Annotated in this window: 9 protein-coding genes and 2 pseudogenes; 6 read left to right on the top strand and 5 right to left on the bottom strand. The window is 66.5% G+C overall.

Annotated elements, in window-relative coordinates; genetic code table 11:
* Positions 1-395 precede the first annotated feature (395 nt).
* Positions 396-2,225 (bottom strand): gliding motility-associated C-terminal domain-containing protein, encoded by a 1,830-nt coding sequence (locus LZ198_RS40940; RefSeq protein ID WP_253977616.1) that lies wholly within the window; start codon positions 2,223-2,225, stop codon positions 396-398.
* Positions 2,226-2,553: 328 nt separating this feature from the next.
* On the opposite strand from LZ198_RS40940, the gene LZ198_RS40935 reads away from it, so the two are divergent.
* Together LZ198_RS40935 and LZ198_RS43575 are read left to right on the top strand one after the other, a co-directional pair.
* Complete coding sequence (locus LZ198_RS40935) at positions 2,554-2,949, top strand: transposase (protein ID WP_253977615.1); 396 nt, start codon at positions 2,554-2,556, stop codon at positions 2,947-2,949.
* Positions 2,946-3,239, top strand: a complete 294-nt coding sequence (locus tag LZ198_RS43575) for an IS3 family transposase (RefSeq protein ID WP_253977614.1) — start codon at positions 2,946-2,948, stop codon at positions 3,237-3,239. Before LZ198_RS40935 ends, LZ198_RS43575 begins: the two co-directional genes overlap by 4 nt.
* 265 nt (positions 3,240-3,504) lie before the next feature.
* Here the strand turns inward: LZ198_RS43575 and LZ198_RS40925 are convergent, their stop codons facing one another.
* On the bottom strand, positions 3,505-4,776 hold the full coding sequence (locus LZ198_RS40925) for a sigma 54-interacting transcriptional regulator (RefSeq protein ID WP_253977613.1): 1,272 nt from the start codon (positions 4,774-4,776) through the stop codon (positions 3,505-3,507).
* Positions 4,777-5,540: 764 nt separating this feature from the next.
* Here LZ198_RS40925 and LZ198_RS40920 point away from each other — a divergent pair.
* A complete protein-coding gene (locus LZ198_RS40920) occupies positions 5,541-6,398 on the top strand; it encodes an ADYC domain-containing protein (RefSeq protein WP_253977612.1) in 858 nt (285 codons plus the stop codon).
* Here the strand turns inward: LZ198_RS40920 and LZ198_RS40915 are convergent.
* Positions 6,379-9,588: a serine/threonine-protein kinase gene (locus LZ198_RS40915; RefSeq protein WP_253977611.1), complete on the bottom strand. Its 3,210-nt coding sequence runs from the start codon at positions 9,586-9,588 to the stop codon at positions 6,379-6,381. The genes LZ198_RS40920 and LZ198_RS40915 overlap by 20 nt on opposite strands.
* A gap of 350 nt (positions 9,589-9,938) precedes the next feature.
* On the opposite strand from LZ198_RS40915, the gene LZ198_RS40910 reads away from it, so the two are divergent.
* Entirely contained in the window at positions 9,939-10,391 is a 453-nt protein-coding gene (locus LZ198_RS40910) for a hypothetical protein (protein WP_253977610.1), read from the top strand.
* 64 nt (positions 10,392-10,455) lie between these two features.
* Complete coding sequence (locus LZ198_RS40905) at positions 10,456-11,145, top strand: hypothetical protein (protein ID WP_253977609.1); 690 nt, start codon at positions 10,456-10,458, stop codon at positions 11,143-11,145.
* A gap of 16 nt (positions 11,146-11,161) precedes the next feature.
* Here the strand turns inward: LZ198_RS40905 and LZ198_RS43770 are convergent.
* A pseudogene (locus LZ198_RS43770) lies at positions 11,162-11,550 on the bottom strand (DUF5953 family protein).
* A gap of 441 nt (positions 11,551-11,991) precedes the next feature.
* Between LZ198_RS43770 and LZ198_RS40895 the strand changes: the two are divergent.
* Positions 11,992-14,403, top strand: coding sequence for a TonB-dependent receptor (locus LZ198_RS40895; protein WP_253977608.1), 2,412 nt, complete (start codon positions 11,992-11,994; stop codon positions 14,401-14,403).
* 256 nt (positions 14,404-14,659) lie between these two features.
* On the opposite strand, the pseudogene LZ198_RS40890 reads toward LZ198_RS40895, so the two are convergent.
* A pseudogene (locus LZ198_RS40890) lies at positions 14,660-15,113 on the bottom strand (transposase); the annotation flags it as partial.

The raw sequence follows: 15,113 nt of genomic DNA, 5'->3' as shown, positions 1-15,113 counted from the left end.
ATCCCCTCCGCAGCGTCTCCCTGCGAGGATGGACTCCGCCCGCATCAGGGAAGACGTCGCCTCGGCAGCCAGATCGAGCTGACGACGCTTTCTCGCGCGCCTCGCTCACTCGCCTTGACGCACTAGCCATGGTGGCCTTGACTCTCTAACGATGCGGCGACCGAATTTTGGGTAGGCACACGGTCATCCATTCCAACCTCAGCCGCAAGCGGAGGTTGCCGTTGGACCACGCCCTCTATCAACTCTGCTATCGGAGTGAGTGCTGCTTCCACGAACTCAAGCGCTTTCGCGCCGTCGCAACCCGCTACGACAGGACGGCGACCTGCTATCTCGCCGTCCTGCACGTCGCAGCCATGCCTCGTTGACGGCATCAATCAGAGGCAGTCACTGTTCTTTTATCGGATGAGATTCACTGTGCCGGATGGGCTGTTGTCGCCTGTTGAGCTATTGATGATATTGCCGGGGCATGCACTTATCTCGACTCTCCAGACATACGTCCCTGCCGCTTGGTCGATGTCGTGGAACTTCCCATTCCAGGAGTAGTTCAACAGCGCGGGCCCATTGGACTCAAAAATGAGCTGACCCCACCGATTGTAGATAAAGAAGCGCGACCCAGGGTAGTCCTGCAGATTCAACGGTCGGAAGAGGTCATTCAGTTGATCTCCGTCCGGAGTGAACGCATTAGGGACGGCAACCTTCCGAGGGTTGTGTTGGGCCACGGTATAGGGCGCTGACCCTGAACATGTGGATACGGTGTCGGCTATTGTCACCGTGTAAGTGTAGTTGTTCGGCGGAGCAGGAGGGCCGTTAGGCGCTGGAGAAGGGCCCGCCGAGGGCAGTACGATAGAGGGGCTTATCGAGTTCGGATCTGAGAGATACGTCGTGGGTGACCACTGGGCGCTGTACGATTTGGGAACGGAGGGGTCCGAATACTCCAACTGGAAGAACGCCGGGAGGGTGTCCGAGGCGACTCCACCGTTGCATGCGTAGACGTTGAACGCGCGCGGTGTCACAGTGAGGCGCTGCACGAAGTGGGTGAGTGGGTTCGACACGACGGACTGCGCTGGGTTCGAGGTCTCGTAGCTCATGAGCCGGTACTGATAGATGCCAGGTGAAGGCTCGGTGTAGGAGGAGTGAAGCGCCGTAGCTCCTGGGATGTTGAGCCAGCCATCGTCCCTATTCAGGCGTTGCCACTGATAGGCGGGCCTGGTGAACGGAATCGTAGAGGGCCACCACGCATGCAGGTCGGCCGCGCCGCTATTGCAAGAGTGCTTTCGGTCTACTACCACTCCATTCTGGAACGAGGCGATGATGGGTGGGTAGCACGGCGCGAAGGAGATGTCGTCGAGAACCAAATCGTTCCCTAGGTCGTTCTGGTTGCGATTCACCATCACGACGTCGGCCGAGGTGACGCCGGGTGGGAGCTCGAACATGAAGCCGATCTTCTGCCACTGGAATGAGGCGGACGGCGGGATGATGATGTCCCCGCTCGTAGCCATGAACCCCGAGGCGACATGACGGATCTCGAAACGGACTCGCGGAGGCTCGTAAAGCGAGTTCCTGTCCAGGTTGCCTACCCAAACGGAGAACTCGTACTTGAATGCAGGTGTGAGTCCATTGACTGTCGTTCGGTAGAGTTCACCTGGCTGGCTGTCTGCGTCCACCATAAGGAAATACCCATTCCTGTCACCCGGGGTGTGGTCCTCTACGATGCTGTGCCAGGGAGCACGGCAGTCTATCGAGTGGCTCCTGCGCGTGTACTGGCTGGGGGAGATCGCGCAGTTCGGGTTGTATGTATAGGTGGTGGCGCCTGCAGGAAGGGGTGCTCCAGGATTGTCTCCACTTCCAAAATCCACCGCGATTGCCGCAGGCCCAAGCACTCCTTCGCAGAACTCTGACGAACTCGCGCCAACCACTTCCACATTGAGGGAGGCCGTCTGCCAATAATAGTCCTCGGAGACGTCGATGCTCCCTTGAAGGCTCTGGGGGCCCGAAGGGTCATACCAATGCACCGTGGCTGAGTGTTTGTCATATGAGAAAAGGAGGCCGTTTTGAACGGTCCAAGTGACCGTGGCGTTGCGCTCGGCATCATCTCCCCAGAGACCCCAGTTGACCTGATAGGTCTCCGCCTGCAAAGGCAACACGCGAATGGGGCCGCTGATGGTGGTATCCGCTAGGCAGGGAAGAGACAGCATGCATGAGAGTAAAATCGGCAAGTGCTTCATTCGAACACACTCCATTTATGGCTCGCGGAGGACAGACAGTTGCCGCGTCGATACCTCTACGTGGCCCCCGTTCACGGCGCGCGAACCCCTGCTTGCACGCGAGAGTGCGTGCGAGGCTCCCCGTAATGGTGCATTACATCAAGAGATTGCCTGGCTTCAAAGGTAGTTCATGCTGGCGGTCGGAGTTTAGGGTTGCCGCACACCCAGAACTCAAGTGCGTTGCCGGAGAGGGCGTGTCTGTGGTGGGCTGAGGCCGTTCCTCCCAAACTGGCTGGTGTAGCCCTCATTTCGAACGGACAGGTCCCTACCGCATAGGACCAGCCTCCGAATGGACACGAAGACATTCGAAGTAGAGGTCATCTCCCCAGCCCGCCCCGGTCGCCGTCGACGGTTCAGCGCCGAGGAGAAGCGCCGGTTCCTGGCCGAGGCGGAGAGTGTCGGACAGAGCATCTCCTCGGTGGCCCGTCGCTATGGACTGTCGCCGAGCATGTTGTTCCACTGGAGGCGACTGGCGGAGGAAGGGTCTATGTCCAGCCTGGGTGCAGACGAGGCGGTAGTGCCGGAGTCCGAGGTGAAGCGGCTGCAGGCCCAGGTGAGGGAGTTGGAGCGCCTGTTGGGCAAGAAGACGCTGGAGAACGAGATTCTGAAGGAGGCGTTGGAGATAGCCCGCCCCAAAAAACGGATGTCGCTGCCCGGCTTGCCGTCCAAGGCAGGTACCCGGTGAAGGCGGTGGCCGAGGCCCTGGACGTCTCCTGGAGCAACCTCGTGCTCCGGGTGCAGTCCAGTGGCCCAGAGGCTCCCAAGAAGCCGCGTGGCCCCTACTTCAAGCGCACCGACGAGGCCTTGCTGGCGAGGATTCGCGCCGTCACCGACGAGAGGGCCAGCTACGGCTACCGGCGCGTCACGGCCCTGGTGAACCGGCAGCTCGTCTCCGAGGGGCAGCCGCGGGTGAACGCCAAGTGGGTGTACCGAGTCATGAGGGCCGCGGTGAGCGTCAAGGTAGATGTCGCGTGAGAGGGTTCAGCCGATGCGCTTCATCTCCTGCACGGCCGGGGTGAGGTTCGGAGAGGGGCCGAGCCGAACGGGGCCTGCTGGCGTCCAGATGGCCTTCCCGCTGGTTCGACGACTACAACGCCGTGCACCCCTGCAAGGCCCTGAAGATGCGCTCCCCGCGCGAGTTCCGGCTTGCGAATTCACCCCACTGACCATGTCCGATTTGACGGGGGCAACTCCACCCTCCGTCCATGGCGCCTTCGAGGTGGGCGGCCGTCTCCCTGCCTCACTCCTGTTCGTCCGCATCGGGAGGGGTGAGTGCGTGGCGCTCGAGCAGCCTCCGGAGCTGCGTGCGATGGATGCCGAGCGCTCGCGCCGTGGCGGTCACGTTGCCTCCGTTCTGGAGCAGGGCCTGCTCGATGCGGGCACGCTCGTCGGGAGGCAGGGGCTTCGCCTTCGATGGCGCCCGCTGCCGAGGAGGTTCTCGCTGCGCTTCGGGAGCCCGTGACAAGGCCGGCCCGAAGCTCGCTCCGGCGCCAGGACCGAGATGACGTGCCTCGACACGAGACGCGCCTTGCATGAGCGCGGCTTGTACCGCGCCGCGCAGCTCGACCAGCAACTCGCGGACGTTACCGGGCCAGGGCCTCCGCAGACACTCCTCGACCAGCGAGACGTGCAGGCCCATCCCGGGCGAGATCCGCTGGAGTTCCTGCTCGAGCAGCAGGGGAATCTCCTCGGGGCGCTGGCGCAATGGCGGCAGCGTGACCTCCGGTCGGCCGATGCGGAAGTACAGGTCCTCGCGCAACTGCCCGTTGGCCACCAGGGCGCGCAGGTCCTTGTTGCTGGCGCAGCAGACTCGCAAGTCTATCGGCTGTGCCTTCCAAGCCCCCAACGGGAGCACCTCCTTGCTCTCGAGTACCCGCAGGAGCTTGGCCTGGACCGACAGGTCCAGTTCCACGACCTCGTCGAGGAACAAGGTGCCTCCATCCGCGGACTGGAGGTAACCCGGGGCGTCCACGTCGGCCCCTGAGTACGCTCCCCGCCGAGCGCCGAACAGCAGCCGCTCCGCGATGCTCAGGGGAATGGCCGCGCAGTTGACGGCGATGAAAGGGCCACTTCGCCGGTGAGAGTGGAAGTGGAAGGTGCGCGCCACGCCTTCCTTGCCAGTACCGCTCTCCCCATGGATGTGCAGCGAAAAGCCAAGACTGGCCGCCCGGGAGACTTCCGCGAGCAGACCTTGCATCGCCGGCCCCCGCACGAACCCCTCCACGAGTCGGACCCCCTCGGCTTGGAACGGCCGTAGGTCCTGGCAGGGAACGAAGAGCGAGTCCCCCATGCGCACCACACGCCTCGCCTCATGGACCGTCCCCTTGGGGAAAGCCTCACCATCCACGAACGTGCCATTCTGACTGCCCAGGTCGGTGACCCAGAAGCTCCGCCCATCGAAGCGGACCTGGGCATGACGCCGCGACATCTTCGCGTCCTGGACCTCTCCCAGCGCGGTGGCGCCTCGCCCCAACTCCAGGACCTCCCCACTCGAGGGCATCGCCACGGCCATTGCCCGGCCTCCTCCGAAGAGGCGCAGCAGCCCTGGGACACGAGCCGCATCGCTCGCATGAGCGCCAGCGACATCCCTGCTGGAGCGCACCGTCGACCGTTCCAGTTCCCTTTCCATGGTTGCCATCATACGCTTGTGCCACGGGCACACGTCAGGCGGTGCCTCTTCCTGTGCCAGCGACCCTCGCCCCACCACTGCGGGCCCGCGTCGCTTCGCAAGTCATCGAGACTCCTCGCGGCGCGGGGAACCCTGTTCACGCAGCCCGCTCTGGCACGACGTTCGCTAATACACGCCCCACGATGAATGAACTGGCAAAGACAACGAAGCAGTGCCTCCGCCCTCCCGGACGCGGCTGGCGAGTGAGCGCAAGGCTCCGGTACGTGGTGATGCTGTTCCTGGCCATGGGGGTCAGCGGGTGCTGTGTATTGTTCCCCGGGAGCAAGTCCTGCGCGAGGCCCACTCCCCCGGGAGAGCCCGACCTCAACGAGAGCCTGCCCGTCCAGGACTGCCGCCCGGAAGCCATACCCCTGTCGCCATGGGAATGTCCGACCGGGCAACCCAGCTGCCAACCTCCGGAGACGAACGGGCTGGGCATCTTCGTCGTCGAGGGCGGCACCTACTGCTTCCTCCAGGTGGATGGGAGACCACGCTTCTGTCCCGAAGCCTTCGCGAACATCCCGGCCTCGCCCAGCGAACCGCGCCCCTATGTCCGCTTGATGGGCCGAGTCCCCAGCACGCCCGGGGACCTGCTCGGCGGATACCCCGTGACGGGAGTGCTAATGGATCCCCAGACATCCGGCACAGGCGGCGCCGTCAGGATTCACAGCATCCAGGCGGAGGGCACCCGGTTCACCGTGAACTACTGTCCCATGTCCAGCGACTGCATCGACACCGCGACCCAGGTTCTTCAACTTCGAGAGGAGAACCTCCACCTGCTGAGACTCCGGGTTTCGCTCCCAGCCGATGACGGCGGGCCCGAAAGAGCGGCGACCTTCGAGGTGACGGTGACGCCCCGCCTCGGGGCTTCGACCCGGGTCCGCGGCTATGACGTCCGCTACCGGGAGGTCACGGGGCCTTGGAGGCCTCACTGCGACCTGAAGGGCGTCATCGCCTCCGACAGGGACGCAACTTCCTTCCTGCCAAGGCTGCGCATCAACAGCGTGAACGCAGCCGTCGAGTCCGTCCCGACGTGGACCACCATCGGCTGTGGGTCGGGGGCGATCGTCACCTGCCTCGACTGGGGCTACGTCCCCTGGAACCCCGACACAGGCGTCTACGACCCGCTCCGCAGCCATCTCTTCGGCTCGTGCCTGCAGGCCAAGCGCGCCGCGTACTTCGTCGGCCGCGGAGACCTCAAGAGCTACACCCGGAATGGCACGCGCATCAACAAGCGCGACCAGTTCGGACTGGGGAGGAACGCGAACGGCCAGGTCGAAGAGCTTCGGACGCTGGAGGCCCTCTGGAGTCCCCAAGGCGCGGTCTGCCTCAACCCCGAGAACCGCCGGGTCCCCGACATCGCCCTGCCCACCGGCATGCGCGGTGTGCCGCCTTGCGCCAGGCCGCCCAGATGGACACCGACGGGAAAACTCGCCACGGGCACGTTCACCCCGGCGCCGGACTGAGCCCCGCCTCGCGGAGCGCCTCCGCGTACTCCCGCCGCAGCAGTGGATTGAAGACGAGGGCCTTCACCAGCGACTCGCGGGCCTGACGCAGATGCTCGGCGCGCGCCGCCTCCGCGCGCGCCAGCCGTGCCTGGAGCAACAGCAACCCTCCACGGACGGCATGAGCCGAAGCCAGCTTCGGGTCCAGCGTGAGCGCCCGGTCCACTTGCGCGAGGCCCTCGGAGATGAAGCCAGGGGCCTCGCGGGGAGACACGGCTTCCGCCAGACGCAGGCAGGCCCTCGCCAGCTCCTGGTGGGATTCGTTGTAGGGCTGTATCTCCACCGCTCTCCTCGCTTCGGCGCGCGCGAGCTGGAGGAGTCGGAGTCCGGAGCCGCCGTTGCGACGTACCCAGGTGGCCTCCACGAGCGCCAGCCGCGCGCTCAGGACCTGACAGTCGGCGCAGCTCGCATCCCCTAGCGTCGCGTCCCGCAGGGCATGTCGGCCCGCCTCGAGCGCGACATCGGGGGCGCGACCTTCCACCACGGCCTGGGTCGCCGCGAACAAGTGCCCCGTCGCGAGGAAGAAGTGGGTCCGCGCGAAGGTCGGATTGATGCCGAGCGAGCGCTCGAACCAGCGAGCGGCACGCGCCAACGGAGCCCGTGCATCCGCCGCCGAGGCGACGAGGTACTCCACGCGAAGCAGCTCCGAGAGCCCCAGCTTGTTCAGCGCGGCGTGGTAGTTGCCGTTGATGGCGAGCACTGCCTCACCCGCCGCGATGGCCTTTCGCACCTCCGGCTCCGGATCAATCCCCCGCGCGAGCCGCTGAGCCGCCATCGCGTTGTACAGCTCCGCCAGGTTCGAGTACCCGAACACGTATTTCGGGTCGTACCTCACGGCCAGACGCAGGAGGCGTTCCGCCTCGGCATAGGAGGTGGATGGGTCCTCGCCGCGCTCGCGCTGGCGATTCCCTCGCCAACGATGCACCAGCGACAGGTCGTTGAGTCCCCAGGGGTATTGGGGTTGGAGTTCGAGGGCCCGACCCAGCCGGGAGATGGCCTCGCGCCAGGACGGCTCGGGGTCTCCTCCCTCCCAGGACGCATGGAGCCCCAGGAAGAAATAGCCGACGCCCAGGATGTCGTGTGCCTGGACGTCCAGGGGAGACAACTCCACCGCGCGCGACGCGGTCGCGATGCAGTCGGTGAGGAGTCGTTTCGGGTCCACCTCTTCACCGCCCGGGTTCGCGGCGCGGTACCGATTGAGGAGGATGAAGGCCTTCCGGGTGTAGCCAGCCCCGCGAGACGGCGCGGCCTGGAGACCCTGCTCCGCGGCGGACAGCGCCCTCTCCAGCGAAGCTCCGGAAGACTGCCCCTCGCGCCGGTCCAACTCCGCCTCCTGCAACCCCACCTCCGCCAGCGCCTCGTAGCTCCGGGCGTCACTGCGTCCCAGCTCCACGGCGCGCTCATGGAGGCGGCGGGCCTCGTGGAGGCCCGAGCGGGCCGCGTCGTAGTTGCCCCGCTCCAACTGCTCCATCGCTCGCGCGTGGGCCACGTCGCCCGCGAGCTTCCGGGCCTCGTACAGCCACGGCGCCTGGGTCTCGGCGAGGGCCGCCGCCCGAGCCGCCGCGTCGTAGTCGTGGCGATAGAAGGCAATCAATCCCTCCAGATATTGGGGGGACTCCAGCTCCAGCACCTGGCTGCGTTCGAGCGACTGGAGCGCTGGCCGGAGGTACTGTTCTTCGATGGCGCGCTGCCGCGCCGCGACCCACGCCGGGTCGCCCCCGTGCCGCGCCGCTTCCATCTCCTGGTGGTAGCGCTCGCCGAGGACCCTTCCCAGCGCATGATGGAGCTCTGGCGAGTCCAGCCCCAGCTTCCTCGCGCGCGTCAGCGCGGTCTGCGCCTGTTCCAGCTCTTGCATCGCCAGATGGCCACGTCCCAGCGCGTACTGGACGAGCGCATCTCCCGGTGCCCCCAGCGTGTGCCGCCAGGCGGCGATGCGCGCCATGCGCTCACGCACGAGCTGCTGCTCTCGACGGGTGTCATGCAGGGGGGTCGTGGACGCGAATCGCAGGAACCACTCGAGGTCCTTCACCTGCTGGCCAAGCTGCTCGGCCATCCGCGCACGCCCCTCTGATTGCAGTCGAGCTTGTCGCGCGTCCCACCTGGACGTGATGCCCAGGACCGAGAGCACCAGGATGAGCGAGAGTGACACGGCGGAGCCCGCCACCAGGGTCCGGTGCCTGCGCGCGCGGCGCCATAGCCGGGAGAGCGGCCCCGGTCGCTGCCCGAGGATGGGCTCTCCGTCGATGTAGCGCCCCAGGTCCTCGGCCAGGGCTCGCGCCGAAGGGTAGCGCTGCCCGGGGTCCTTGCTCAGGCACTTGAGGACGATGACCTCCAGGTCGCCGGGCAGGTGGGGCACGAGCGTGCGCACGGGCGGCGCCTCTTCGTGGAGCACCTTGTTGAGGGTGCCGACGACCGTCTTGTCCGAGAACGGAGGCGCGCCGGTCAGCAGCTCGTGGAGGGTGGCGCCCAGGCAATAGACGTCCGAGCGCCGGTCGACGGCCCGCGTCTCCCCTCGGGCCTGCTCCGGTGACATGTACGCGGGGGTGCCCATCACAGCGCCCGACCAGGTGAGGCCCTGCTCGAGGCCGGGGTCGTGCGCCAGACCGAAGTCCATCACCACCGGGGCGCAGCGTCCGTCCTCCTGCCGTCGCACCAGGATGTTGCCCGGCTTGAGGTCGCGGTGGATGACGCCGAGCCGATGCGCCTCGTGCATCGCGGAGGCGACCTCTCGCATCAGTTGGACCCTCTCCGGGAGCGACAGCCCTGCCGCGGCCTGGTCGAGCCGCTGGCCCTCGATGAGCTGCATCGCGATGTAGTCCCGGCCCTCCGCATGACCGACCTCGTACACCGCGCACACGTTCGGATGGTCGATTCGCGCCTGCATCCGGGCCTCTTGCAGGAAGCGCATCACCCGGTCCGGGTCCGCGCCTCTCACGAACTTCAGCGCGACGGTGCGGCTCAGCCGCCTGTCCCAGGCCCTGTGGACCTCTCCCATGCCGCCGTGGCCGAGCAGCTCCAGCAACGTGTAGTGCCCCACGGAAGAGTTGCCGTGGAGCTGGCCCGACCCCGCTCCGGGCGAGCCGTCCGGCACGAGGCTGGCCCCTACGGTGAGCTGTGCCACCTCCGGAGTGACGTCCCGGTCATCGTCCATGGCTTCCCCCCCATCCCGTCATGGTAGCCCATGATGGTCTACCCAGACACCCGGCCCCCGGCCATCCGACACAGCGAAACGGTGTGCCTGGCACCGCGCGGCGCTGTGTCCGTGGCGTGCCTTCCTGGGCCTCGGGCAGGTGCGCTCCGAGGCAGATGCGTCCGAGGAGCGCGGCGACTGGCGCGGCATGTGAGCTGCAAAGCCATGCATCCGACGAGGACGTATGGAGAGGCCTTCACGACCGAGGCACCGACTCCACACCTCCACGCTCATGCCGCCGAGCCGAGGGGCCGGCTCCGGCAAACACGCTCACACGCCTCGAAGCACCTTCACTCCAAGGAGTCGAACCGATGGCCCATTACAAGAGGATCCTCATTGCTTCAGCGGTGGTGCTCGGCAGCGTGGCGGGGACCGCCAGCGCCCGCACCGTCTCCGGGTGGCACGGCAAGCCCCAGCTCCAAGCGGATGGCGCCTGCCTGGGCGAGTCGTGGACCACGCAGACGAACAACTGCTCCAGGACGGTCGGGCTGTTCTACCCGCTCCAGGTCGACGGTTCCGGTAACTACCGGGTCACCTACAATGCCTATGGCGCGACCTCCGCCAACAACGTCGGCTGCCGGTTCTTCGCGCTCAGCAGTGATGCGACGCAGATGTGGTCGGTGCCCGTCACCTACCTCCCGAGCTTCGGCGCCAACGTGAGCGTCGCGCTCGGCCCGGTGTACGTGCCTTCCGGCGGCACCCTGAACCTCGCGTGCGACCTCAACCCGGGCGCACGCGTGAACAGCGTCTACTGGTACCAGTAGTCCCGTCGAGCCGCCGCTCCCCGGCTTTCGGGTAGCGGCGGCTCCCTCCACCGAGGTCATGACCATGAAGCCCCGGCATCTCTTGACGGGAGGCGCCTTCGCCTGCGTGTGCGCCACCGTGCTGTTCTTCCAGCAGCGGCATGACAGGGACGAGCTCCTTCGACGCGCCTCCATGGCGGAGCCGCTCGCGCCCGAGAGGCAGGGGCCGGCCTCCGCGCCCGAGCCCACGCCGCCCGTCCGTCTCCGTGAAGCGCGCGTCGAGGTCCCCGTCCCCTCGCCCGTGGCACCCGAGCCCGTTGCCGCGACACCCGCGCTCGCCGCCGCGACACCCAAGGCTGGGGGGACGCCCGCCCCTTCGTCCGCCTCCACGGAGCAGGTGAGACAGCGCCTCGAGGCCTACTTCGGAGACGAGCCTTTCGACACCGCGTGGGCGCGGAGCGCCGAGCGGCAAGCGAAGGACGGCGTGAGGGCCGCGCTGCCAGACCCCTCGCAGCTCAGGTCCATCGAGTGTCGGGCCAGCCTGTGCCGCATCGAGACGGAACATGGGGACAACGAGCAGTCCTTCAACTTCGTGCGCACGGCCTTCATGGCTCCGGAGCGGCAGGTGTGGAACGCGGCGTTCGTGACGGTGCGCGGTGGGGATTCGACCGACAACAAGGTCGTCACCATCACGTACTTGGCGCGAGAGGGAGTGGACCTCCCCATGGAGAGGCTGCTCTCCCCAGAGGGCGGTGACGCGCAGGCCCTGCAGTAGTCACCACGAACCAGCGTCAAAGCGCTGTGTGCCCGCCGATCTCAGGGAAGCGCTCATCGGCCCGCGGGAGTGCGTCCAGGTGCGCCGCGTCGTCGAGGTCGAGCGGCGCATCGGTGAGCGATACGACCCACCCTCGAGGCCGTGCGCCGCGACCGAGTGAGCAGGCCCACATCCCGCGAGGGGGCTGGGAACCTGATGGCTCTCGTGGTGTCGGAGGACCCGTAGTTCACCCACCCGAGGTCATGCGGGAGCATGGGCGCGCGAAGCGCCTCGAGGTGAGGCGTGGCCCCCCAAAGCACGAACCCCCTCCGCCACGCCCGCGAGCACAGCCGCCACGGCCGCGATGACAGTCGCAACGAAGGGTCGCTTCGCATGGACCTGAAGCTGTGGTTGGCCACCGGGCATCGGACTCGCGCCGGGCCGAGTTGCCCGCAGGTCCCTGGCGGAGGGGATTTGCCCCCAGCCTTGACGGTATGGGAACTCGACAGATTCGCGCGCGCCTCGCGCTCCATCGTGACGCAGTGCGCTCTTGACGCGCTCGTGATGCGGCGACCGAATTCCGGGTAGGCACACGAGCCTTGACGGCTGGCGCGGTCGGGGAAGGCTCCGACACCCCGGATGCGGCGCTTCACCTCGCTGTGGAGGCGCCCCAGGCGCTGTCGTCGCGCCGAGCGTGCCTGGAAACCAACCCACCCGAGACACACCCAGGACAACACGGAATCAGGCTGCGTGCTCATCCGCCCCCAGCGCCCATCCCCGCCAGGGACTCATGCGGGCTTCATGCGCCTTCCATGATGAATCCGCCCCCTGATTCCTTCTATGTCGGACGACATGAGGAGTTCATCCATGTCTCACCGCATCGGGGGGTGGAGCATCCTGGCGACCGTACTGCTGACCTCCGTGGCCTCGGCGCAAGAGGCCCAGACCCTCTTCGGCACGGTCCTGGATGCCGAGACCCAAGAGCCCCTCGCCGACACCGTGGTGACGGCGACCTCCGCTTCGCCTCATGCCGAGCAGGTGACCACGACGGACGCCCAGGGTGCCTATCATCTTGGCCCCCTGCCTCCGGGCACCTATACCCTGAGGTTCGACCACGAGCTGTACCGCTCCCGTGCGTGGATCGTGGTCGTTCCCCTGAAGGGACGGGCTCTCCGCATCACCACCCAACTCGTCTACGACGACACCCCGCGTCCCTTCTTCGGCTGGGAGCCCCCGTATCTCAATAATGCCGAGTCCGGCCCGTCTCACCACCTCATGGTCGAGTTCGTGAGCGACTTTCCGGAGCAGCACCTCCTGGGGCCGCTCGCGGCCATGCGAACGGCGAATGGCCTCATCGGATTGGTGCCCGAGCTGACAAGCACACGCCAGGGCGTCGCGCTCCTCGGAACCAGCCCCTTCGAGAGTGAATATGTCCTGGATGGCCTGTCCACCCGTGATGGCGTGTTCGGCCTCGACGCGCTGTCACTGAACACGGCGTTGCTCGAGGGTGCCTATGCGCTGACCCAAGGTACCCAGGCCGAGCGAGGTCGCGCCACGGGGAGCATCATCGAGTCGAGAACCCTGACGGGAGACAACGTGTTCCGAGGAAAGGCCTTTGCGTCCTGGGCTTCGGGACTGGTGGGGAGCCGCCAGCCTTCCCAGCCGAGCGACACCCCACGCTCCATGCAGCAGGCCGCACTCGCCCATCAGGGGGATTTCGGAGTGACCTCCTCGGGGCCCATCATACCGGACCGGCTCTGGTTCTCCGTGGGTGTGGTGCCCGCGCTCAGCCGCAGGGAGCAGACCTTCGACTCAGGAAGCACCTCGCGCACCACGTTCGCGGATCGCCGCGAGCTCCAGGCGCTGGGCAAGCTGACGTATCGCATCAACAACAACCACCAACTGGACCTCGCCTTGGTGACGGCCCCCTCCAACTCGACGTGGGCAGATGCCAATGGGGAGGCCCGGGGCGTGGAACGAGACACCCTGATGGTGGATCTCGACTACAACGCCCAGAGCCGACGCAGGAATTTCCGGCTCGATGTCCGGATGCGGTGGATGGGCCAGCGACTCACGCGACTTCCTCGGGACGGAGGCCCGAGCGTGGCGGAGGGGGAAAACACCTGCGACATTCCTCTTGTGGGGACGCTCGACGGCTGCGTCCAGGGAGACCACTCGACGAATCGCTATCAGGCAATCGTCACCACATTCTACTCGACGCGTCTCCTGGGCCGCCATCTGCTGAAGGCGAGCGCGGACGTGGATGTCCTTTTTCACGACGCCTCGCGAATGGGACAGGACGCCGAATGGAGGTTCCAGACCCGCCGTGTGCTCGCGGGGGGATACCTCCAGGACAACTGGTTTCCTGTCTCTTGGCTCGTATTCGACCTGGGCCTTCGCTACGACACACAGCGCCTCTCCTCCACGAGCAGCGCTCCAAGCGCCAGCAGTCAGCACCTCTCTCCTCGCCTGGGCGTGACGTGGGACGCAATCCGAGAGCGCAGTCTGCGGGTCGTCGCCCATTATGGAGCGCATCGTGGGCACGTGCCGCTGGGCTTGCTGCTGCCGGAAGTCTCCGAAGGCGTTGTCCAAGACGTGACGGTGGACCCGGGCCTGGCGCCGCCCTCCACAACGGAGGCGCTCGTCGGCGTCATCATCAATCCGGTGTTCGGCGCCTACCTGCGCGTGACCTATGCGAATCGCCGGCTGGACACGGGACTGGGGTTCGTGGACGACGCTGAGCGGGGGGGGCGACGGCTCGTCAATCCGGGACGCGGGCTCGCGTCGGGCGTTTCCGCGGGGAAGCGAACCCAGGATGTGGTGGTCGTGGAGGTGGACCAAGTCTTCTCCACCCAATGGACGGCCAAGTTCAACTACACATGGTCCCGACTGCGCGGGGACTTCACGCAGCCTGTGCTCAGCACGGTGGACGCGAGCATCGTGGCCGTCGACAGACCGCATGTCTTCAAGCTCGGAGGCACTCGACACCTGCGGCTCACTCCAAGTGTGTGGGGCGCCCTCAGTCTCTCCTATCTCGTCGCATCGGGGACGCGGCTGGAACAAACACACGCGCGGACACCCAGGCTGCACACGCTCGATGCGCGCGCCGCTGTCCACTGCCGCATTGACTCCAGCGCGATCGCGACCCTGGAACTCGATGCCTTCAACCTCCTGGATTCCCAGACGGTGACGCGGAGGGGCGAGGGCCTCGAGCGTGGCACCCCCCTGGAATATCAGGCACCCCGACAGCTTCGCCTCAATGCCCGATACACATTCTGAAGCACCGCTGACTTCCCCAGGTGGGGACGAGCGCTGTTGGGCGCGCTACGCCACAGCGCAGGTTGTCTGTAACCAACCGACGGCCGGCGTCCTGAACTGGAGTGGTCCCGCCGGTTCACTCTGGCATGCGACGACCAGCTCCGGATGACTGAAAGCAGTTGGTGGAAGAGTTCGAGGCGAGCGGACTGCGGCAGAATGAGTTCGTGAGACAGCGGGTGTACCGCACCGGATTGTTGAGACACCAGGTTGGTCGTAATCAGGCCGCCTGTTTCAGCATCAGCTCCCGCCGGGCCTGACTCGGCGAGAGGAAGTGGTGACGCTCCAGCAGCCAGTGCTCGTTGTAGCGGTGAGCCCAGTCCAGCAGGGCCTGCCGCAGTTCCTCCACGGTGGAGAAGGAGTGCACCCAGAGCAGCTGCTCTTTGAGGGTGCGGATGAATCGCTCGGCGCAGCCGTTGCCCTCGGGGCTGCGGACGAAGGACGGGCTGGACGCGGCGCCCAGGAAGCGCAGCTCGTTCTGGAAGGCCTCCGAGGTGAACTGGCTGCCGTTGTCGTGGCGGATGGACAGCCCCGTGGCCACATCTCAGCCGTACGCGCCGAAGCGAGCCTTGACGCCCTGGCGGATGGGCTCGAGGGCCTCGAAGCGGTTTCCCACCTTGGCCGCGTGGATGCCGACGCACTCGGCGGTGGCGTGGTCCACGGCGATGAAGACA

The sequence above is a fragment of the Myxococcus dinghuensis genome (assembly GCF_024198235.1).
Taxonomy (GTDB): domain Bacteria; phylum Myxococcota; class Myxococcia; order Myxococcales; family Myxococcaceae; genus Myxococcus; species Myxococcus dinghuensis.
Note: the sequence above shows the minus strand (reverse complement) of the source record. Positions and strands in the feature narration are given on the sequence as shown.